This window comes from Rosistilla oblonga (assembly GCF_007751715.1).
GTDB lineage: Bacteria > Planctomycetota > Planctomycetia > Pirellulales > Pirellulaceae > Rosistilla > Rosistilla oblonga.
Genome location: NZ_CP036292.1, coordinates 2,753,628 through 2,775,799, shown reverse-complemented (window position 1 = coordinate 2,775,799; position 22,172 = coordinate 2,753,628). Strand labels below are relative to the sequence as shown.

The 22,172-nt window shown below is 57.6% G+C and carries 18 protein-coding genes; 7 read left to right on the top strand and 11 right to left on the bottom strand.

All coding sequences use genetic code 11. The features are described 5' to 3' along the window. Positions 1-305 precede the first annotated feature (305 nt). The 6 genes from CA51_RS09740 to efp form a co-directional block, all read right to left on the bottom strand. The gene (locus tag CA51_RS09740) at positions 306-2,561 is read right to left on the bottom strand and encodes an ABC transporter permease subunit/CPBP intramembrane protease (RefSeq protein ID WP_197451715.1); all 2,256 of its coding nucleotides are present in this window, start codon (positions 2,559-2,561) and stop codon (positions 306-308) included. Next, positions 2,558-3,316: an ABC transporter ATP-binding protein gene (locus CA51_RS09735; RefSeq protein ID WP_145120067.1), complete on the bottom strand. Its 759-nt coding sequence runs from the start codon at positions 3,314-3,316 to the stop codon at positions 2,558-2,560. Before CA51_RS09735 ends, CA51_RS09740 begins: the two co-directional genes overlap by 4 nt. A 199-nt stretch (positions 3,317-3,515) precedes the next feature. After that, positions 3,516-4,856 carry a L,D-transpeptidase family protein gene (locus tag CA51_RS09730; protein WP_145120065.1) on the bottom strand — a complete coding sequence of 447 codons (1,341 nt, stop codon included), beginning with the start codon at positions 4,854-4,856 and terminating at the stop codon, positions 3,516-3,518. A gap of 174 nt (positions 4,857-5,030) precedes the next feature. Next, entirely contained in the window at positions 5,031-6,041 is a 1,011-nt protein-coding gene (locus tag CA51_RS09725; RefSeq protein WP_145120063.1) for a DNA polymerase III subunit, read from the bottom strand. A 43-nt stretch (positions 6,042-6,084) separates the two neighbouring features. Further along, positions 6,085-6,699: a dTMP kinase gene (tmk, locus tag CA51_RS09720; protein WP_145120061.1), complete on the bottom strand. Its 615-nt coding sequence runs from the start codon at positions 6,697-6,699 to the stop codon at positions 6,085-6,087. 52 nt (positions 6,700-6,751) lie between these two features. Continuing rightward, a complete protein-coding gene (gene efp / locus CA51_RS09715) occupies positions 6,752-7,321 on the bottom strand; it encodes an elongation factor P (RefSeq protein WP_145120059.1) in 570 nt (189 codons plus the stop codon). A gap of 123 nt (positions 7,322-7,444) precedes the next feature. Here efp and epmB point away from each other — a divergent pair, with 123 nt between their 5' ends. Beyond that, the gene (gene epmB / locus CA51_RS09710; RefSeq protein WP_145120057.1) at positions 7,445-8,476 is read left to right on the top strand and encodes an EF-P beta-lysylation protein EpmB; all 1,032 of its coding nucleotides are present in this window, start codon (positions 7,445-7,447) and stop codon (positions 8,474-8,476) included. A gap of 58 nt (positions 8,477-8,534) precedes the next feature. Here the strand turns inward: epmB and typA are convergent, their stop codons facing one another. Further along, on the bottom strand, positions 8,535-10,355 hold the full coding sequence (gene typA, locus CA51_RS09705) for a translational GTPase TypA (protein WP_145120055.1): 1,821 nt from the start codon (positions 10,353-10,355) through the stop codon (positions 8,535-8,537). 548 nt (positions 10,356-10,903) lie between these two features. Between typA and greA the strand changes: the two genes are divergently transcribed. Genes greA through CA51_RS09690 form a run of 3 tightly spaced genes read left to right on the top strand, consistent with a single transcriptional unit; the run spans position 10,904 to position 13,597 of the window. Beyond that, positions 10,904-11,383: a transcription elongation factor GreA gene (gene greA, locus CA51_RS09700; RefSeq protein ID WP_145124097.1), complete on the top strand. Its 480-nt coding sequence runs from the start codon at positions 10,904-10,906 to the stop codon at positions 11,381-11,383. Next, the gene (locus tag CA51_RS09695) at positions 11,367-12,074 is read left to right on the top strand and encodes a hypothetical protein (RefSeq protein WP_145120053.1); all 708 of its coding nucleotides are present in this window, start codon (positions 11,367-11,369) and stop codon (positions 12,072-12,074) included. Before greA ends, CA51_RS09695 begins: the two co-directional genes overlap by 17 nt. A gap of 8 nt (positions 12,075-12,082) precedes the next feature. Then, entirely contained in the window at positions 12,083-13,597 is a 1,515-nt protein-coding gene (locus CA51_RS09690; RefSeq protein ID WP_145120051.1) for a serine/threonine-protein kinase, read from the top strand. Positions 13,598-13,645: 48 nt separating this feature from the next. Here CA51_RS09690 and CA51_RS09685 read toward each other — a convergent pair whose 3' ends face one another. From CA51_RS09685 to CA51_RS09670, 4 genes are all read right to left on the bottom strand, one after another. Further along, positions 13,646-14,077: a hypothetical protein gene (locus tag CA51_RS09685; protein WP_145120049.1), complete on the bottom strand. Its 432-nt coding sequence runs from the start codon at positions 14,075-14,077 to the stop codon at positions 13,646-13,648. 159 nt (positions 14,078-14,236) lie between these two features. After that, positions 14,237-14,524, bottom strand: a complete 288-nt coding sequence (locus CA51_RS09680) for a hypothetical protein (protein WP_145120047.1) — start codon at positions 14,522-14,524, stop codon at positions 14,237-14,239. A gap of 341 nt (positions 14,525-14,865) precedes the next feature. Continuing rightward, on the bottom strand, positions 14,866-15,339 hold the full coding sequence (locus CA51_RS09675) for a carboxypeptidase-like regulatory domain-containing protein (RefSeq protein WP_145120045.1): 474 nt from the start codon (positions 15,337-15,339) through the stop codon (positions 14,866-14,868). An 86-nt stretch (positions 15,340-15,425) separates the two neighbouring features. Then, positions 15,426-16,454, bottom strand: coding sequence for a DUF1559 domain-containing protein (locus tag CA51_RS09670; RefSeq protein WP_145124096.1), 1,029 nt, complete (start codon positions 16,452-16,454; stop codon positions 15,426-15,428). Positions 16,455-16,832: 378 nt separating this feature from the next. On the opposite strand from CA51_RS09670, the gene CA51_RS09665 reads away from it, so the two are divergent. The 3 genes from CA51_RS09665 to CA51_RS09655 all read left to right on the top strand — a co-directional run bounded on the left by CA51_RS09665 (position 16,833) and on the right by CA51_RS09655 (position 22,169). Continuing rightward, positions 16,833-17,381 (top strand): sigma-70 family RNA polymerase sigma factor, encoded by a 549-nt coding sequence (locus CA51_RS09665; protein WP_145120043.1) that lies wholly within the window; start codon positions 16,833-16,835, stop codon positions 17,379-17,381. After that, on the top strand, positions 17,378-19,216 hold the full coding sequence (locus CA51_RS09660; protein WP_145120041.1) for a LamG domain-containing protein: 1,839 nt from the start codon (positions 17,378-17,380) through the stop codon (positions 19,214-19,216). Before CA51_RS09665 ends, CA51_RS09660 begins: the two co-directional genes overlap by 4 nt. Positions 19,217-19,334: 118 nt before the next feature. Continuing rightward, positions 19,335-22,169 (top strand): PSD1 and planctomycete cytochrome C domain-containing protein, encoded by a 2,835-nt coding sequence (locus tag CA51_RS09655; RefSeq protein ID WP_231746095.1) that lies wholly within the window; start codon positions 19,335-19,337, stop codon positions 22,167-22,169. The last annotated feature ends 3 nt before the right edge of the window (positions 22,170-22,172 follow it).

The window sequence follows — 22,172 nt, the reverse complement described above, 5'->3', positions numbered from 1 at the left end:
CAAGCCCGAGAGTCCCGATCACCGCCGACCAGAAAAGCCATGGCGGGATGACTTCGTAGACCTCATGGTTGGTCAAGTCACGACAGCGACGACACCATTTGGGCTCAATCGTTTGATGACGAATCATAATCCGAACCGTTGCAAGCGTTGCGCCCCACACTTGGAAATTCTCGCCTCGCCGCCCAAAGATTCCCCATCCGAACAATTCCACTGTATCACGCGATGACGTCAGGCGGCATCTCCATTCTGTCATTTACCATGAACAAGAAGAAGCCGAGAGAGTTCTCCCCCACATGCAAGCATAGCTAGGAATTCGCTGGCAGGGGCTGAGGCGCGGCTGTTTGGCGAGTCGACCAGCCCAGCAGAGCCGCTCCTGCAGCGATCAGAAGCACTGCCGCGAGCAGGACCAACAATGGAAGATGCGACTTCGCTTCGACGCCGACGCCAAGTTCAAGAAGGCTCTTTTCGAAGTGACTCATCGAAACCAGGATTCCATTGTGCAAGGCGTGCAGCAAGATTCCCGGATAGAGGCTACCACAGCGATAACAAACGATTCCCAACACTAACCCCATCAGAGAGCTGGGCAGAAAGCGTTCGAACAACAGAGAATCGCGAACGATCACGTGAAACAAGCCAAACAGGCCAGCCGTGGCGACGATCGCAACCCAAGGCTTGCCGTTGCGCAAGAAGCCGCTGAGCAAGAAGCCGCGAAAAAAGAACTCCTCACAGACCGCCGGGACCACCGCCAGCGTCAACAGCTTCAGCGGCCAGGGGATCGCGGCAAAATCGAACTTCATCGCTTCGAAGATCTGTTTGAGCAGTTCGATCCGGCCCGAGGAAAGCGTAAGAATCTCCAACTCATAGGCCATCGTCCAGACCGAACACCCCAACAGCACGGCGGCCAGGAAGGTCGACCACCGCGGCAGCTGCAGAAAAAACGCCGTCTTGATTCGCACATGGCTCAGCCGCGCAAAGAGCCACGGCAGCGCGACAAACAACAGCATCGTGACGATTGCGTTGGCGATCAGCTTGTTGCTCATCGGCCCCTGAATCCGCGACGACATCCCACCGATCACGATAAATCCAGGGAACAACACCGCCAGACAGAACATCGCTGTCGGCATCGTCGGAGCGGACCGCAGCGCCGCGGGCCGGCGGAACAGATCGGCCCACGAACCGCCACTGCCGTAGAGGATCGAATCGGTCCCGAAGACTCGCGCCGCAAGCGTAAGCGCCAACAGCCCGTACAGCGAAGTCGAGATCAGCGTGATTGCAAACAGCGCGGGTACCAGAGTCCCTTGCAACAGGTCGCGTCCGGCCAAAACAATATTCACCAACGGTACCAACGCCAGCGTCGCGTTGAGCTTCAGTTCGGGCATCAGGCTCAACAACCCCGGTGCCAGCGCGACGAGCATCAACGGGATCAAATAGGCCTGCGCTTCTTTGAACGATCGCGCGAAGCTGGTCAGACCCAGCATCATCGCCGAAAAGAAAGCCGCAAAGACGAGCAACAACAGCAAGATCTGCAGGACCACAATAACCGAGACACCTCCTTCGCCAAAGATCATGCCATCGATCCCCAGCGTATAGACGGTGATCAACATCGCAATCAGGTTGACCACGGCGGTCAGCATCGCGACGGCCAGCACGGCGACAAATTTGCCGATCAGCAGCGAGATGCGTGGCACCGGAGCGGCGATCAAGATCTCCATCGTCCCCCGTTCACGCTCCCCCGCGGTCAGGTCGATCGCCGGATAAACCGCTCCGGTAATCGTCATCAAGACAAGCATCAACGGAACAAACGTGACCATCGAAAAGGACTGAGCCCGCGATTCGATGAAGTGTTCGTCATAAGGAGCGGGGACGTCGCTAGCGATCTTCGCCTGCCGCAGCACATTTCGCGTCCAGGTATCGTTGACGGCTTGTAAGCGAAGCACCAATTCGTCGCGTGCCGCCCGCGCCGAAGCCATTCGCTTGTCGTAGATCAGTTCAAACCGCGGTTGCCGCTGAGGATCGCCCTGCTCACCAGACCAATGCAGCAAGACTCCCACCTGCAAAACCTGATCGGCGATCAATCGCTGCAACTGGTCGCGGGAGCCACTAGGTTCAAACGGTTGAATGATGTTCAGATCGACAGCCGAATCGCCGTCGACACCCAACAACGATGCAAGCTGATCGGGCTGATCCGCTTGATCATCCGCATCCTGCTTCGGCTCCTCCGCCTCGATCAACATCCTCCCCTGATGCAACAGGCTCAGCAACAAATGCCCGTCGGGTTCGTTGGCGACACCGATGTCGTAAACCGTCGTCTGTTGCTGCTGCAGGCTGTTCAGCAGAAACTTCTGAACCGTCACGCCAAGCAGCGGATAGACCAGCAGTGGCATCAACACCAGAGTCATGATCGTACGGCGGTCGCGGAGAATCTCGCGAAGCTCTTTGATCGCTAGCCGCGACGTGCGGATCGATGACGGCCGCGATGACCGTCCCGCGTCGGCGGTTTGGTCTGACAAATGGTCGAGTTCCGCGTCGCGATCGCCCGGCCCCTGGACTGAAGAATTCAAGTCGGTTGCTCCGTTGGCTGGGAAGAATCGGCTGCCAAAAGATCGACAAACATTTCGGTCAACGTCGTTCGCCCCGTCCGAGATTGCAGATCTTGCAGGTTTCCGTGTTGGCACAACTGTCCGTGATTGAGCAAGCCAAACGAGTCGCAAAACCGTTCGGCTTCATCGAGCCGGTGTGTGCAAACGATCACCGCTTTGCCAACGCTTCGCAAATGAACGATGTAGTCGAAGACAACTTGGCTGCCGACAATATCCAAGCCGCGAGTCGGTTCATCCATCAGCATCACCGGCGGATCGTGAACCAATGCACGGGCGAGATTCATTCGCTGCTGTTGCCCGGTGCTGAGCACGGCACAGCGCCGGTCGAGAATTTCGCCAAGCCCCAGCAAATCGGAAAGCCCTTCGATTCGCTGGCTCGCAACCTGGTGCCGGACACCATAGAGTTCGCCCACAAAATGCAGCACTTCGCGGGGCGTCAGCCACGGATAGACCCCCACGCTGGCTGAAACAAAACCGATCCGACGCTTCACTTCATCAGCATCGCGACTGACTTGAAAGCCATGGATCTGCGCGTCGCCCGAGGTCGGTTCGATCAGTCCCAAGAGCATCCGTAACGTCGTCGTTTTACCGGCGCCGTTGGGGCCCAAGAGCCCAAAAACGTGACCAGGCTGAACCTCGAAAGAGAGATCCTCGACGGCCGTTACCTGTTGGTTGCCGTTATCAAAACGCTTCGTTAATTGATTTGCTGAGATCAAAACGCGTCGATGGAAAAGCGGAGAAAAGGTCGCTCGCACTGCGGCGAACGTGACGCGATTCTATCCTATCCGCGGGGGTCGCGGAGATCGACAGCTGACAATTTGTGAGAATTTTCCGAAGCGTTGCCGCTGGCCTTCAGCAGAGACCAGCGTCCAATGCACCAGCAACGGCTGATGCATCAAGTCTTTCGAAACCACATTAGCGACGGATCGTCACCGAAGAACCTTCCGATAGGATGCCGTAGACATCCCGCGCGTCGGCGGTGTTCATTTGAATACAACCAAGTCCACTGACACCTGGCTGCATGCTTGGGCTGCCGTGAATGCTCAACCGATCGCCCAAGTCGATCCAAAACTCTCCATAAGGATTGCGTGGATCGCCAGCTGCGAAGGTGGTCCCGTCCATTCCATAGTAGGCGCGGGCTTTTTGCTTCGCCTGGATCGCAAACGTTCCCTCGACAGGCGACGGACTGGTGCCTGTCTTCACAGCAAACGCACCTGCGAACAGATCGCCCAGGAAGAGTGCCAGCTTCGAATTGGAAAGATCGATCTCGGCGCGAAACGGTCCGGTAAAGACTTTGAGTTCGGTGCCCGGAACCAGGCTCGCTGGATCGGTAATCCCGTTGATATTCGCCAGAACTTGGACCGGCACGTGACGAGCATCCGCGATCGACTGCAGCGTATCGCCCGGCTGGACTCGGTAGGCCGATTCGATCAAGTGGCGACGCGAATAAACGACTTCACCAGCCAATGCGTTCAGGCGAGGCATCAGTTGTTGGACCTGTTCATCGGTGAGGTCGGGGCTGCCATAAAACAGACTCAGCGTGAACAGAGCTTCTCGCAGTTCACCGGCGGCGACTTGGCGATCGGCAGTTTGGATTGCGTTATCGATACCTGCTGCCGAATCGGAACTTGGCGTCTCGGCGGCTGGTTGTTCAGCTGCAGCGGCGTTGGGATCCGAAGGCATTTGGAAACCCGAGCCGGAATCCGAGAGCGAGGCTTCGGCTGACGGCACCGATTCGGCTTCGTCGCCCGCCGGCCCCGCAGGACCGCTCAAGGACAAACCGGCCATCGGCGTTTCGGGGTACGTTTGATCGGGATCCGCCGCGATCGCGGGGCTGCTGTCAGCCGGCTTGGGAAGAGCCTGAGTCATCAACGGCGCGGCCGAAACCTCGTCGTCGCGGCTTTCACTTTCAGTCGTCGCGGAATCATCCGAACCGAAGTTCAATGGCGGCAACGCGGCAAGCGGGTCGGAATCGGACGAAGAATCCTCGCCCGTTGAATCGGGGGAATCGGACGACAGCGAAGCGACGACGCCATTTTGCGTGGAGCTGATCGTTCCGCCGAAGGAATCGCCAAACGGCGGCACTTCGATCTCGGGGACATCGATCGCACCATCATCGATTTGCAAACCATCCTGTTCGACCAATGCCTGCAATTCATCAGGCATCATCACCGGAGGCGTGTTGATAGCAACATACGCTCCGTACAAGACAACAAGCAATAAAACGGTTACGACGGCAGTTTTTATCGTTTGCACGTGCGTCCTCCCTGACACCCGGCAATGGTTCAAAAATCACGGACACGATACGCAGCGTCCAGCAAGAACGGTAGCCAATTCGGCGAGTTTGCGTCCAGTGCAAAAATTACAGCTGATCCAACTTGGTCCCGTCGGCGCCAGCAACCCGATCGTGGCGGAGTAAAGCGGAGTAAATTAGATCAGCGGTTTCCCTCGTTGCAGGTCCCACGACCAGCTTTCGACAAGCGTTTGCTGGTTCGCGTTGCGATCGACCTGGTTGATCGCTTCGACGCAGCGATCCATCCGATACAACATCATCTCCATCGTCGGATCGGCCGCCTGTTCCGCCAAACATGCCTGACGCATCTGGGTGCGATAGAATTCGATCACCGTTCGGAAAACCTGACGCATTCGGCTGCGGCGATCCGATGCATCCTGTCCAGCTGCGTTGACATAATCGGAAACGAGAGTTGCCAGTTCGATCGCCGCGGGCGTCTGTGGTTTCAGCAAATCAGCCAGCGCGGTGCGGAACTGCCGCGATTCCTCATTTAAAATTTCTGCAGCTTGCGAAAGGTCGCCGCCGGCAAGTTGCAACGCTTGCTCGATCGCCTCTTCATCCGCTTCGATCTCGCTGCGCTGCAGCAACAGTTTCGCTTCGGCGGGCTTTAGTTCAGCAAACCGAATCGCTTGGGCGCGGCTGCGGATCGTGGGTAGCTGCCGCTGCAGGCTGGTTCCGATCAGGATCACGATCGATCCGACTGGCGGCTCTTCGAGCGTCTTCAGCAGGCAATTCGCCCCTTCTTGGTTGAGGTGGTCGGCATCGTCGAGGATCGCAATTTTTCGGCGTCCGTAATAGGCTCGCAGGCGGATGTCGTGGCACAGCCCCTCCTGCATCCGAGCCTCGCGGGGACCGACCAGTTTTTCAACAGGGATCACCGACTTGTCAGCTGGTTTTTCGACCCGCAACAGATCGGGATGCGTTTCCGCCTCGACCAACAGACAGCTTTCGCAGTGCCCGCAGGGATTCATCTGTTCCGGCGGATTGGTCACGCAAAGCAGCGTTTTGGCCAACAGCGTGGCAAAGGTTTGCTTGCCGATCGAAGCGGGACCGACAAACAAAAACGTGCTCCCCAGACGCCCATTGCGGAGCGCCGTGGCAAACCACTCCCGCTGTTGCTGGTGGCCGATATAGTCGTTCCATTGCATCGAAGCTGCCTCAACCTTGGCTTGAGATTTGGTGCCGAGCGGTTCAAACGTCGCGTCGGTCGAGCGTCGCTTGGACCGCGCTGCGAATATCGGCCCAGACTGCATCGATGTTCTGCCTGGCATCGATCACCACAGTCGCACCCTGGCAGCGGGGCAGTTGTTCCAGGAACGCTTGCCGGACCTGTTCCAGGTATTCGGTGCCGCGGCGTTCCACGCGATCGGCCGGCCCGCTGCGCCGCTCCGCCGCCGCGTCGGCTGGCAGATCCAACAGGATCGTAAGATCGGGATAGACCCCCGCGGTCGCAATCTGCCCCAGTTCCCACAGCAGTTCGGGATCGGCTTCGCCACCCACACTTTGGTAGACGACGTTGGCTAACAGATATCGATCCGAGACGACGGTTTTCCGAGCGGCGATCGCTGGTCGAATCCGAGCTTCGACCAACTGAGTCCGAGCCGCCATATAGAGCAGCGCTTCGCAGCGGCGATGCATCTCCAGGTCGCTGTCCAACAACAGCCCTCGAATCGCTTCGCCAGCGGGCGTGCTGCCCGGATCGCGAACGAATTCGACCGCTTCGCCCGCCTCCTCCAGCCACTGGCACAGACGCTCCAATTGCGTCGTTTTGCCGGCACCATCGATGCCATCGATCGACAAAAACATGGGTCGGCAAAGCCTTATTGCAGAGGAGAAAAGTTAACCAGAGTGAGAGAGCTTAGTTGCTGACGCGTTCGATATACTCGCCGGTGCGGGTATCGATTTTGATCACGTTCCCTTCTTTGATGAAACCAGGAACGGTGATCTCAGCGCCGGTCTCGACCTTGGCAGGTTTGGTGACGTTGGTCGCGGTATCACCCTTGGCACCCGGTTGGCACTCGATGATTTCCATCTCGACGTGATTGGGAGGACTCATCACGATCGGGTTGCCGTTGTAGAGCGTCACGGTGCAGGTGATGCCATCCTTCAAGTACTTCCAGGCGTCGTCGACCTGATCTGCCGTCAGCTCATATTGTTCGTAGGTCTTGCTATCCATGAAGACAAACCCATCGCCTTGGCGATAGAGGAACTGGGTGTCGATTTCTTCGACATCGGCCGATTCCAGCGAATCGCCTCCTTTGTAGGTGCGGTCCAGCGACGTGCCTCGAACGAGGTTTTTCAGCCGGCACTTATACATCGCGTTTCCCTTACCTGGCTTGACGAAATTCATTTCGGTCATCAGGTAGGGTTCGCCGTCGATCTGTACTTTCAGGCCCTTGCGAAAATCGCTTGTATTGTAGTTTGCCACTGGTCTAACGCTCCAAAATTGATTTGAATGCAGGTCGGCAAGCCTCGCCTCCGAGCCCGTCGTTCAGTTCCCACGCGGGAGCTTCAAGTCTCACCGCACCAAGTTTCTACGAGAACTGTCTAAATGAAGGTCCCGATTCTAGCGAATCCGACAAATCCTGTCCGCGCCCGGTCGGAGAGTTCTGAACGCTGGCAGACGAGCCTAAAAGAAGCGATCCGATCGGGGCGTGAACTTGTCCAGTTGCTAGGGCTGCAACAGACGCTCGCGCCGTCGGCGCAAGCAGCTACCGATTTCCCCGTCTTCGTGACGCGAGAGTTTCTCTCGCGGATCCAGCCCGACGATCCAGCCGATCCGCTGCTGCGACAAGTCTTTCCAGCGGCCAGCGAGACCGCGGCGGTCGAGGGCTTTGGCCGCGACCCGCTCCAGGAAGCTAGCTTCACGCGCTGCGGAGGTCTGATCCACAAATATGCAGGTCGTGTGCTGTTGGTCACGACGGGAGCCTGTGCGATCCACTGTCGCTATTGTTTTCGCAGGCACTTCCCCTATTCGGACATTCCGCACTCGATCGACCAGTGGCAACCGGCGCTCGATGAAATTGCCGCCGACGATTCGATCGAAGAAGTCTTGTTGAGTGGCGGCGATCCGCTGATGCTGGCCGATCCGGTGCTCGCTCGATTGATCGACGCGTTGCAGTCGATTCCGCATCTGCGGCGGCTGAGGATTCACAGCCGGTTGCCGATCGTGTTGCCGTCGCGCGTCAACGATGCCCTCGTCGAGATGCTGACCGCTTCGCGGCTGACCGTCTGGATGGTCGTGCATTCGAATCACGCCAACGAACTCGACGAAGCCGTCGGGCAGGGACTGGGGCGGTTGATCGATCGGGGAATCCCGGTGCTGAACCAAGCGGTTCTGTTGCGCGGCGTCAACGACGACCTCGACGCGCTGACCAATCTCTGCCGGCGGCTGATCGATCTCCGCGTGACGCCTTATTACCTGCACAAGCTAGACCAAGTCGCCGGCGCGGCTCACTTCGACGTCTCGAAAGAACGAGGTTGCGAGCTGATCGAAGGCTTGCGAACGCGGTTGCCCGGGTATGCGGTCCCGCGATTTGTGATCGAACAGCCCGATCAACCGTCCAAGACCGCGATCGTCTAGACCGGCGGTCCTATTTGCTCTGCCCGCGATCGGGCAGAGGCTTCCGTTTCGGTTCGCGTTAAGCCTTGGAGCCCGAACGGCCGATGCGACGGCGATCGGATTCTCGCAAAACCGCTTTACGCAACCGGATGCTCAACGGAGTGATCTCGACCAGTTCATCGTCTTCGATGAATTCGAGAGCCGCTTCGAGGAACAGTTCGCGAGCCGGTTTGAGGACGACGTTGTCATCGCTTCCCGAAGCTCGCATGTTGGTCAGCTTCTTCTCGCGGGTCGGATTGACGGTCATATCGTTGTCGCGAACATTTTCGCCAACGATCATCCCCTCGTAGATCTCGTCGCCGGGGCGGACGAACAATTCGCTGCGATCTTGCAACGTAAACAGCGAGAACGGAACCGCTTTGCCGCTGGTCATCGAGACCAACACGCCGTTGCCACGCGAGGGCACTTCGCCTTCGACGGGACGGTAGCTGTCGAAGCGATGGTGAATGATCGCGGTCCCTTGCGTTGCGTTGAGCAACCGGGTTCGCAAACCGATCAGACCGCGAGCGGGGATGTTGAACCGCAACAATTGGTAGCTGCCGCGCGGCGAGATGTCTTCCAACAATCCGCGGCGGTGGCCGACCAATTCCATCACGGGTCCCATCCGTTCTTCGGGGACTTCGACGTTCAGGATTTCGTACGGTTCGTGCTTCTTGCCGTCGATCTCTTGGAAGACCACACGCGGCTTGCCGACGCTCAATTCATAACCTTCGCGACGCATCGTTTCGATCAACACCGACAGGTGCAAGACACCGCGGCCACGCACGGCGTAAGCTTCCGTTCCTTCGATCGGTGCGACGCGGAGGGCGACGTTCCGCTCGAGTTCCTTTTCCAGACGCGTCTTCAATTGACGCGTGGTGACGTATTTGCCTTCGCGTCCAACCATCGGAGATGAATTGATGCTGAAGACCATCTCCAACGTCGGTTCATCGACTTTCAATCGCTCCAGCGGCATCGGGTGATCGGGGTGGCAGATCGTATCGCCGATCTCGACGTCATCCAGACCAACGATCGCGACAACTTCGCCAGCCGAGGCTTTCTCGACTTCGACGCGGCCCAGCTTGTCAAAGATATACAGTCCGCCGATCTTGCGGCGTGCGATTCGGCCGCCCGATTGATGAACGGCGACGGTCTGTTCAGCCGACATCGTTCCCGAAGTGATCCGTCCGATCGCGATTCGGCCGACGTATTCGGACCAATCGAGCGTGGTCACCAACATTTGCAACGGCGCGTCGACTTCGACATCGGGACCTGGCAGATCGTCGACCAAACGATCCAACAGCGGTGTCATGTCGGTTCCCGGTTTGCTCGGGTCGTCGGTGGCGTAGCCTTCTTTGCTGGAAGCGAAGACATATGAAGCATCGTCGAGAAAGTGGTCGCCGCCGAGTTCAGCCAGCAATTCGAGAGCTTCGTCGAGAACCTCCATCGAACGGGCGTCGGGGCGATCGATCTTGTTGATCACGACGATCGGCTTGACTCCCGCCTCCAACGCCTTCTCCAACACGAAGCGTGTTTGCGGCATTGGGCCTTCGGCAGCGTCGACCAGGACCAACGCACCATCGGCCATCCGGACGACGCGTTCGACTTCGCCGCCAAAGTCGGCGTGACCAGGGGTATCGATGACGTTGATTTTCACGCCGCGATAAGGGATCGCGATATTCTTCGAAAGGATCGTGATCCCACGTTCTTTTTCGAGATCGTTCGAATCGAGAATCCGTTCACCGCGGAGATCGGATTCACGTTGTTCGCTACTTTGCCGCAGCAAACAATCGACGAGCGTCGTTTTGCCGTGATCCACGTGAGCGATAATGACGACGTTGCGTAGATCGTTTCGACGCATAAGACAGGTGCTTTCAGAAAGGTTGGTTCGCCGCGAACGCATCAACGGCAAGCATCCGCTGTTTCGCACACCGAGTTTGGTGGCGACATCACCGCGAATCCTATGAAGGAAATTGTGCATATCCCTTCGACGCTGACTAGGCCAGATCGATTCTTTGGCACAAGAATTGCCATCGCGCGGAGACGATTCAGGGGATTGAACCGCCCCCGACCGACCAACTGTTTTGTTCCGCCCGAATTGCTGGGGCGGTGATAGCATCGCGGCAAAACGGCCTGCCTGAGGCTCCGGTGGAGCCCCTAACCGGCATGGCAAGCACGCCCCAAACAACCGGGCAAAGGCGGATAATCGCGCTGCCATGTCGCTGCATCGGCGTCATTCGCTGCTTTGGCGTCCCTCTGGCATCCGAGCGGGTTGCACAATGGATACAAAACATTGAAAATGCGTGGAACACGACAGTTTCCGTCTATCGAGCGGTCGACTTCTTGACTCAAGAGTCGATCGCTTTAATTTTGAATGAACCCAACTTAAAGCAGGAAGGAACAGGTGCCATGAGTGGATCGGTACCAATGACCCGCGAAGGTTATAATCGATTGAAAGCGGAGGTTGCCCATCTGGAAGGGGTGCTGATGCCCGAGATCACTGAGAAATTGGCGGCCGCGCGAGAAGAGGGAGACCTGAAGGAAAACGCCGAATATCACGCCCAACGCGAAAACCAAGGGTTGCTGCAGGCGAAGATCAACGAATTGAAAAGCAAGATCGCCCGGGCCGACATCGTCGATGTCTCGCAATTGCCCAAGGACGAGGTTGTTTTCGGGTGCAAAGTGACAGTCAAAGACCTGACCTATCAGGACGAGGAGGAGTTTACGCTCGTCGGGGTGGGAGACGATGATCTGGATGCCGGTAAGATTCTGGTAACCAGTCCCATCGGGCAAGGATTGTTGGGCAAAAAGGTCGGACAGACAGCGGAGATCAGTGTCCCCGCGGGAATTCAAAAATTTGAAGTCGTGAAGATTGAACACCCAGAATAATACCGACCCGACAAACGCACCCCAGGCGCCCGCAGAGCCTTCGGGGTGCGCCGCCTGGGCACCGGCGCTGATCGCCGGTGCTGCCCTGCTGGGGATGCTGTTTTTTATCAGCTGCGCCGGCGGTACCTATTATCTATTTCAGCAGCGGGGCGAATTCGCCTTGCGGACGATCGACGGGACTCTGATCCCGTTGATCGAACAATCGCGGCTGGAACCGGACGAAAAGCAGGCGACGATCGCCCAGCTCCGCGAATTTATTAAGCGCGGCCGTTCGGGAGAGCTCGAAGACTGGCAGGTCGCTGGAGTGATGCAGCGATTGGTTCGTGCACCGATCATCAGCTGGGGGGACCTGCAGTATGTCGGCTCGGTCATCGCACAGCGAGATTCGTTCAGCGATGACGAAAAGGTCGAGTTTCTAGGCGAGCTGTCCCGTTTGCAGCGCGGCGCGGAACTTGACAAAGTGACTCAGTTCGACATGGCCGACATCTTCGAACCGATCTCGTCCCCCGCCGACCACGAATCAGGCTATTCGTTGAACCAAGAGTTTTCCGATGAAGCGCTCCGTGAATTTATTGCTCGAGCGGGGTTGGTCGCCGACCGCGCCGAGGTGCCTGAGAAGACGTACGATGTGAAGCTGGTTTCGATCATTCAACGACAGATCCAAGCCGGTATTAAATCGGGCATGAAGTAACTTGCACAATGACCGACACCTCCAACGTTCCACCTGGTGACTCGCTCGCGGCACACGAAATCGGCAACGATTTGACGGGTGGCCAATTGGGCGACCTGCAGATCCTGCGGCGATTGGGACGCGGCGGAATGGCGGACGTCTATCTGGCCAAGCAGGTTTCGTTGGAACGGCAGGTGGCGGTCAAGATCCTTCGCGCTTCGCTGGCCAACGACAACAACTACGTCGAACGCTTCCGTCGCGAAGCCCGCGCCGCAGCGAAACTGTCGCACCCCAATATCGTCCAGGTCTACGACGTCGGTCGCTCCGATGGACGCTATTACATCAGCCAAGAATTTGTCGACGGCCGCAATCTCCGCGAGCAGGTCGACCGCGAGGGGCCGCTGTCGCTGCAACGGGCGTTGGATGTGATGCTGGGAGTCGCCGCGGCGCTCGATGCCGCTTCGGAGCAAGGGATCACGCATCGTGACATCAAGCCCGAAAACATCATGCTCAGCAGCAAAGGGAATGTTAAAGTCGCCGACTTTGGATTGGCTCGGATCGCCAATCCCGATTTCCAAAGCGAACTGACGCAGGTCGGGCTGACGCTGGGAACGCCGCTGTATATGAGCCCCGAACAGGTTCAAGGCAAACCGGTCGACGTCCGCAGCGATCTCTATTCGCTGGGCGTGACGATGTTCCACGTGCTGACGGGACGACCGCCGTTCGAAGGCGAAACGCCGCTGGCGATCGCGGTCCGTCATCTTCATGAAACCCCGCCGCGGATCAGTGCGATGCGGATGGACGACCACGTTCCCGATTGGGTCGATGAAGTGGTCGCCCGATTGATGGCCAAAGATCCTAAACAGCGATTCGATTCACCGTCACGTCTAGTCGATTACCTGCACAAGAAAGTCGAACAATCCGGCGGGCAAGAGACGCTCGGAACGCTGCCGGTCCGCTTGGCAGCGACCAAGACGCTGCAGAGCGTGATGTCGTCGGAACCGACAAGCACCGCCCGGCGGCTGTTGTGGCTGGCCGCGATCGCGCTGCCGCTGATGGGACTTGCCGCGGGGATCGTCTCGGCAAGGCATCGCAGCGATGTCGCCGATCTGTTGAGCACCGAAGCGGCGACGGTCCAGCCGCAGGAATCGGTCCAGCGGCAGTTCTTCGAAGCGATGCGAATCAACACGCCGGCGGCCTGGCAAGCTGTATGGGTCAGCTTTCCCGAATCGGAGAGCGCCGAATACAAGATCTACGCAGCCAAAGCACGCATCCAACTGGCGCGGCTGTACGATCAACAGAACCTGCCCGAAAGCGCCGAACGCCTCGCTCGGCAGGTCATGAACGATCCCGACTTGCCGCCGCATCTGACGGCGATTGCGATGGCGCAGTGCGAAAATGCGCTGCGGGGAATGAACAAGCACGACGAAGCGGCTCAACTGGGCGACTCGTTGAATCGCAAATGGAAAGAACTCTCGACCGAAGGGCAAAGCCTGTTTCGGATCGCTGTTCCGCGAGGCGTCTTGGATCGGCTGGAACTTTAGCGGCGAAGGGATCGCACTGCCGGTGACATCGGCCGATTCGGTCGACGATTAGGGCTTCGGAGTTTTCTTTTCGGTTCGTTTCGATTGCGACGTTCGTGTGGCTCGCGAGAGTTGCAAAAAGTTTTCGTCCATGAACTCGGTGATCGTGCCGTCGACCGTCCAGTGCGTATCGGCGTGGTCGCGGCGGAGCGAGTGGACGATTCGCTGCAGAGCCAAGTTTTCGTGCAGCCGATAGGTGCGTTGGTCGCTGCCAACAAACACCCAACGATTGCCAACCGGCATCACTTCGCCGGCAACTCCCGTCAATTGCGACCCCTCGCGTCGCAGGCTCCCGGCTTTGTTGTCTTCAAATTCCGCTCCCCAGCCAACCGAAGTGGGGATTCCAAACAGGAACAACGCGGCAAACATCAGGCTCACTACCGAGCGGCGTTCGCTTGGGGAAGCGCGAAACAACAGAATGACGATTGGCAGCAAGAACATGGTTTTGAAGGGCTCCGATGATCAATCGCACAACAACTTCGGTCGTCGTGATTGCCGTCGGTGGTTCGTTCCTTCGAAGCCACGTGAAGCTGTAGGTTGGTGGGCGAGCAATCCTTGCTGCGAATTGGGGCAGGGGCGGCGGGGCGGATGTAGCGGGTATCAGCTGCGGCGGAGGGCGAAGCTGTGCAGCGTGACGACGATTCCGCTGACGACCATCGCAGCGCCGATCCAGCGCGGCGGTTGGACGCGTTTGGTGGGGTTGGGGTGAACCTGCATTGCAAACGCCGAAAACGCATCGTTACTTGCGACGGGAGTCTTCCGCATCACGCGATCTAGGGCTCGAGTGCATCGCTCGTTGATCACAAACGAATCGACTAACCGAAACTGAATTCCGAACAAGATCAACAGGATACCGATCAGGAAGTAGTGGTTTCGTGTGAATTTCATCGTTCTAAAAACCTCATTGCGGCAACCGTGCCAAGGGGCGGGGCCTTGGGAACTCTCTGCATCAAACCACGCGATGAACCCTTGGGCGAAAATCGCTGGGACGGGAAGGGCCTCGAAGAACAGCCGCTTGCTAGCAAACCGTTCGCACTAACAGCATCGGCATCACAACGACCGTCGCGGTAACGTGGTTTAAGAAATAACGCTTGGGCCGCTGGTAGCGATCGCGCCACCCTGTGACGCGTCGACGCGCGCAAGATCGCACGCTGAAGAGAAACGCTCGCCGGATACGAGCAACACCAATGGCCGGCCCCACCGCCGCCGACCGCTGCACAAAACTGATCTCAATCGACGAGTTCGATCTGCATTTCGTTAGCCCCTTGCTGGACCTCAAACGACAGCCCGCTAGTCGCCAGATCATTGTACTTGGAGGGAAATTTCACGGCCGCTGGCTTGGCGATCCCCGCATCGTTCATCGCATCCTCGGCGCTGGAAGCTTGTTCCATCGCCGCCATATCCATCGTTCCGCCAGGCCGAACCATTACTCCGTAACTGCCGATTGGCAGATTGCCATCGTTAATCGATTCCAATTGGAACTTCCCTTCGGCATCGGTCACACCAGCACATGTGAATCCCGTTGTCATGTCCATGAAGACGACCGACGCTCCCTCGCCGAGAGAGCTACCGTTGTAGTTGACGCTTCCCGCGACGGTTCCCGTGTTGGAGGTATCGCTCGATGAACATCCCATTGCTAACGGCACAGCGGACAGAAACAGAACGAGCAGAAATGGGACGCGGAACTTTTTTTCATCGACCACAACGAAGTCTCCCTTAGGCAAAGCAGAAACTGCCGCTTGCGACGACAGTTGGATTTGAAAAATTTAGGATAAGAACAGGCCAAGACCTAGTTCACGGGATTTCCATCGTCTCGCGATGCTAGTCGTTTCAGCGTCAAAAGCTGCGTGCTTTCGGCAAGAAACTGGACCGAACCGTCGGTCCGAAGCGACATCGCACCGCCGGGATGGTTGGAGGTCAACGGATTGTTAGGCCCGTAATTGCTTGCCATCCCGGGATAAACGGTGTTTGAAAAGGGAGCCGCTTTGACGGGATACCGAATGGTTGTGATGTTGAAGCAACGCGCGTTGTTCCCATCGTTGACAAAGCCGGGAGCCCGGTTGGGTTCCAAAGTTCCCATCAGCCAACCGTGGTCGCTCCCGCTGGCTCCGCGCAAAACAATCTGCCCCAGCGAACCACCGCTCCCAGCGTACCGCATCACGCCGCTCATCTCGGACATGATGATGACGTTCGAAGATCCGTCGAGACAGTCGCGCATACCGTACCAACCGTTCATCGAAAGCATCCCGTTTGAGGCCAAAATGCCGTTGGATCCGCCGATGCTTCGGGTTTGCTGCAGGTTGCCTTGGAACGGATCGGATGCACCTTCGGATGCTGCGCCGGAGATTCCAACATAACAACTGATCATTTCGTAGCCGTTGAATTCAGGGATCGTTGTCGAAGCGCATCGCATGTGCGGAAGCAAGACATTTCGCATCAGCGGGCTATTCACATCGCGTCCGGCGCTGGGGCTCGATTCGTTGACATAACCTGGCGACCGACCGACCCAAGACATCTGATCGAACAGCGTGTTTCCTTCGATGAACTGCAGCAAGCCGGCATTAAAGCTAGGGCCAAAGCTTGTCGTCGGACCTCCGCCACGCGGGATGTTGCTGGCGAATACGCCCGCCGGAAACTTGCGGTACGTGTCGTGATAGTTGTGAAGAGCCAGCCCAAACTGTTTCAGATTGTTACTGCACTCCATCCGCCGGGCTGCCTCGCGAGCGGCTTGAACCGCTGGTAGCAGCAGCCCCACCAAGATCCCAATTATGGCGATGACAACCAACAACTCGACGAGCGTAAAAGCGTGACGTCTCATGTCTCAAAATCTCCCAACACGAAAACAAGATGAGAACCATCGCGGCAGATCAACCATCCGGAAGCCGGAGTTTCGAACCGCGATGGATAAAATCGCAAGTTTGCCGGAGGTGCGAAAATTGGGACAGAAAAAAGCGGACAGCACGGTTCGCTTTGAGACAAGCCACCGACTTGCCATGTGGTGCAACTGGAGGCCCAAAATCGCTAGCTCCTTGCAATGCAACGGTTATGAAAAGGCCCTAGGAGATAGCCGCGACTTGGAAGATCTTTCGGGAACAATCGAAAAAAGGCAGATAACGCCCCGCGAAGCCCCGTTTAATGGAGCCTTGTCGCGACTTAAAGATGAAAGATTCCGCCCCCCGCGCTATATCCACTTAGTATGAACAGCGAAAGACAATCAAAATTCGAGCTAGACGGTGAATTGGTAGTGCTGTTGACCGATGCGCAGCCGCGGTTAATGGGCTTTCTGCTGAAACGACTGGGCAATTCCGACCAAGCTCACGAGGTTCTGCAGGAGGTTAACTTGGTTCTTTGTCGCCGCGCCGCCGAATACCAGCCAGGCACCAATTTCATGGCCTGGGCCTTTACGATTGCGAGGTTCCAAATCATGGCCTTTCGCAAGCGGCAGACGCGCGACCTGCTGGTATTCCCCGAGGACCTCGCCAATACGCTCGAGGCAATGGATCAACAGATGTTCCAACCGGAGCTCCAACGCAGCCGCGAAACCGCGCTTCGCGACTGCATGGGAAAGCTGCGAGAGGAACATCAGGGGCTGCTCCTGCAGCGGTACGCCGAATCGCTGTCGGTCAAAGCGATCGCAGCGGACTTTGGGAAATCGGTGAACGCGATCAGCCTTCTACTGCACCGCATTCGGGAACAGTTGCTCGGCTGCATTGAGAAAAATCTATCAGGTGAAATTCGATCATGAGTGAACCGACACACGAATCCGAAGTCCCTCGCGCCTTCCGGCTGCTTGTCCAGAAGCTTGTCGACGACACGTTGACGCCGGAAGAATCGCGTCAGCTGGCGGAGGAGATGCAGGAGTCGGAACCGGCGCGCGAATATTATCTGCGCTACATCCAAATCCACTCCGAACTGACTCAACGATGGGGCGGTGTCAACCTGCCACAGCTGCCCAGTTGCGATCTTGGATCCCAGGGGATCGCGAGTGCTTGCGAGCGTCCCAATCCACTGAAACGCATATTTTCGGCTTCCCGCTCAACCGTCGCCGGCAATCCGGCGAAGTCGCAGCGGAGGCGGGCGTATTGGGGAATCGCGTGGGCGGCGGCGTTGTGCTTGGCTATCGGAGTCTTTTGGATGGTTGCCAATCGCCCTGGGGAAGACGTCCCAGGAGCGACAATGATTGCGTCCAACGAACCGCCCGCCGAGACAACGGTCGCGCCGTCGACACCACCAAGCGATGAGGTCTATGTCGAACAAGCCGCCGCGGCGAGCCTCGCGAAAGTTGCCGCGGTGATCGTCAATGTTCGCAACGTACGCCAACCGGGGCTGACCGTCGGCCGACGCCTTCGCCCCGGTATGCTCTCGATCGATCAAGGCACTGTGCAGTTGGAATTTATGAGCGGGGCGGTGTTGGCGCTGTCGGGGCCCGCTCAACTGCAGATCGAATCCAAAGACTTTGCCATGCTGGTTTCCGGAGCGATACGCGCCAACGTCCCCGAGCGGGCGCGCGGCTTCGTATTAAACGCCCCCGACACCGCCGTCGTTGATTTGGGGACCGAGTTCACGATGCGAGTCGACAATGGAGAAACATCCGAGGTCGACGTCGTCGAAGGCGAAGTCGAGCTTTCGCTGTTGGCCGATGATGGCACCACGCTCGTCAGCCAACGATTGAAACAAGGGTCTCACGTTCGCGTCGACCGCGACACCAATTCGTTGTTGCCGTTCGATTCGCAGGTGGCATCCAACACGCCAACGGCCGACGCTAGTGATTCGGTCAACGCCTCGACGATTGTTCCTCCGATGCTGTTGGCGGACGACCGAGGTCTGAACGTCAGCCGGCGATATGTCGACATGGTGAAGCGGCAACAACCGATCATCTACTGGCGGTTTGAACAGGCGGACAACAACATCGTTAAAAACGAGCTTCACGACCAATGGGCGGCGGAAATTGTGGGAAGCACCGCCGAGAACCAATTGATCAGCATCCGCAACGGATACGCAAGGTTCCGCCGTGGTGGCACGTCGCGATATTTGGTCAGCCGCGATCCGATCGAAGGGATCAATCGAGGCAGCTACACGATCGAATGCTGGATCAAACCGGACGATCTACAGCACGCTACCTGTTTTGGTTTGACACCGATCTCCGACCCCGGCGGGCATCAATACCTGAACGTCTTCGAGATCTTGACCGACACTTTTTTGATTCATGAACCGGGAGCGTTTCGCTTTTTGCACCGCAGTCCTCCGGCGGAAAACTACGGAAAGGGAACCAATCTGATCAGCCCCGGGATCTGCGTTCCCGAGGTCTGGCAACACTTGGTCATGACCAAAGGAGACCGGCAGTTGGAGATGTATTGCAATGGCCAACTGATCAAGCAGGTCGCAATCGAAGACGCAAACCATCCCACCGTTCTGCAGCTGCTTGTCGGCCAATTGGGCTTTGATGGATGGCGGCAGTACGCCGGCGGCATGGATGAGCTAGCGATCTACGCACAGCAATTGTCGGCCGAAGAAATCCAGATGCACTACCAAACGATGTACAGCGAAAACACCGATCTGTTCGCTCCCGTTTCGTTTTAGCAACTCGCCACCTTCGCCCGACGCGCCGCGCGGGCCGACGCGTGCAGTTCCCCCAGTTTGAACCCCACCTCAATCGCTTCGAGTTCCAGTGCATCACCATTACAAACCACTACTAGCGTTGGCTCTCCTTGTGTGCCTTGGCGATGCGCCGGCAACCGCTCAGCCAACGATTGATTTTAACAACGACATTCGGCCGATCTTCGCAAAGCACTGCACATCCTGCCACGGCGGAGTCAAGCAAGCGGGCGACATTTCGTTTGTCTATCGCGACCAAGTCTTGCCACCAAACGGTTGGATTGTCGAGCCGGGGAATTCGGATGAATCGCTGCTGATCGAACGTGTGCTGGAGAGCGATCCGGAACTGCGGATGCCGCCGGCAGAACACGGTCCCGCATTGCCGCAGCACGAGATCGATCTTTTGACGCAATGGATCGACGAGGGAGCAAAATGGCAGACAAGCCACTGGGCATACGAAGCGCCAACATCACCTGCGTTGCCAGAGGTCTCGGATCCCAATTGGATTCGCGATCCGATCGATCGCTTTGTGATGGCGCGACTCGACGCCGACGGACTTCAACCATCCCCCGACGCCGATCCCGAACGGTGGTTGCGGCGGGTGTCGTTGGACCTGATTGGATTGCCACCAACCCTGGAACAGCTCGATGCATTTTGCATCAGCTATGCGGAGAGTCCCGAAACGGCGAAGCAAGAGGCTGTCGATCGATTGCTGCAATCGCCAGCGTTTGGCGAACGATGGGCGAGCGTCTGGCTGGACCAAGTTCGCTATGCCGACTCCAAGGGACTGGGAGCCGACGGGCGTCGATCGGTTTGGAAGTATCGCGATTGGGTCATCGATTCCCTGAATAGCGATCTCCCCTTCGATCAATTTACGATCAAACAGATCGCAGGCGACTTGCTGCCAAATCCCACGATGGAAGATCGAATCGCCACAGCAGCCCATCGGTTGACGCAGAGCAATGAAGAAGGTGGAACCGACGATGAGGAGTTTCGCATCGCCGCTGTGCTCGATCGCGTCAACACGACGTGGCAAACATGGCAGGGCGTAACGTTTGGTTGTGTGCAATGCCACAGCCATCCCTACGATCCGTTTCGCCACGAAGAATATTACCAATTTGCAGCGTTCTTCAACAACACTACCGATTGCGATCTGAACGAGGATTGGCCCGTCGCCGCGGCGCCATTGGATAAACAGCAATATGCGCAGGCATCGGATTTAGACCGGCAGATCGATCGGCTGAAAGAGCGGATATGGGAGCAAGAATTCCAACTGCTGTCGAACAAGAGCCTTTGGCGGCCGATCGTAGAGATGACAGCGACCAGCAACAATCAGACTCAATTGGAAGTCAATCGCTTCGACGATCTCGCCGAATTCCAAACGGTGGGAACTGTCAGCCGCAACACCGACATCACGCTAACCGCGTCGCTGCCCGATGACATGACACAATTGACGGCCATACGATTGACCGCCATGCCGCTGCAGCCCTCCAAAGCGATCGACGATTCGGAATGGGGATTTGTGATCTCAAGCATCGATGCGAGGCTTGTCGATCGCGAGGGGAAGCTGTCGGAAGAATTGAAAATCGAATCGTTGCTGATCGATGAACCCGATCCATTTTACGATCCGCAATTGAGTCTCGATCCAAAGTCGAACCGCGGGTTTGCGGCCTACAGTCGAATCAACCATCCTCGGCAAGCCGCGTTGATCCTAAGCTCCCCAGCCAAGGTTCCTCCGGGAGCACAACTGCAAGTAACGCTGAAGCACCGCGTCTACCTGCTTGCCGCATTTTCGCTGATCACTCGCCGCGGCGACTTGGCGGTCTCCGACGCGGATCAGTTCACCAACTCGCTTCACGAGGAATCGCTCGCCGCGCGGCGAGACGAACTTGCCACGCTACAGAAGAAGCGAGCCGCGATCCGCTCGGTCTCGGTTCCGGTGATGCAAGAACTGCCGCAACACCTTTCGCGATCGACCCACGTTTTCGAGCGCGGCTTGTTTCTAACCAAAGGAGAACAGGTCACCGCCGGAACGCCCCAGTCGTTACCGCCACTTCCCGAGGGCCCCGCAAACCGATTGACGCTGGCAAAATGGCTGGCCTCGGATACCAATCCGCTGACGGCACGCGTCGCGGTGAACCGATTCTGGTCCCAGTTGTTTGGAATTGGAATCGTCGCCACCGAAGAGGACTTTGGATCTTCGGGCGAATTGCCCTCCCATCCCGAGCTGCTCGATTATCTAGCCGTCCGTTTTCAGACCGAACATCGTTGGAGCGTGAAGGCGTTGCTGCGCGAGATCGTTTTATCGCGAACCTATGGCCAAGCCGCCAATGTCAGCGAGGAACTGCTGCGGCGAGACCCCGAAAATCGCTTGCTCGCTCGCGGCCCACGCTATCGATTGCCATCGGAGACGGTCCGCGACCAAGCATTGGCGTTGGCGGGACTGATGAGCGACAAACAGTTTGGCCCGCCGGTCCACCCGCCGATTCCCGCTGGCGTTTGGCAACCCTTCCAATCGGGAGATCGCTGGGAGGTCGCAAAACAAGATTCCCCGGATCGCCATCGACGATCGATCTATACGTATATCAAACGCAGCATTCCGTATCCGATGTTTGCCGCCTTCGACACGCCGTCGCGGGAATTCTGTGCACCGCGTCGCTTGCGTTCCAACACTCCCCTGCAAGCCCTGATGATGCTCAACGATCAGACGTTTGCCGAGTGCATCGATGCCCTGGCGCAGCGGATGCGAGATGCGGATGATGAACTGGCCAACCAGATTCGTTACGGGTATCGGCTGGTGACCTGCCGGCCAGCAACAGATGAAGACGTGCAGGTTTTGGTGAGCTTGGCAAATGAAACCCGATCCGACAGCGAAGCGGACGGATTGCAGTCGGTAGCGGCGGTGCTATTGAACCTCGACGAAGTCGTAATGAAGTAGGGT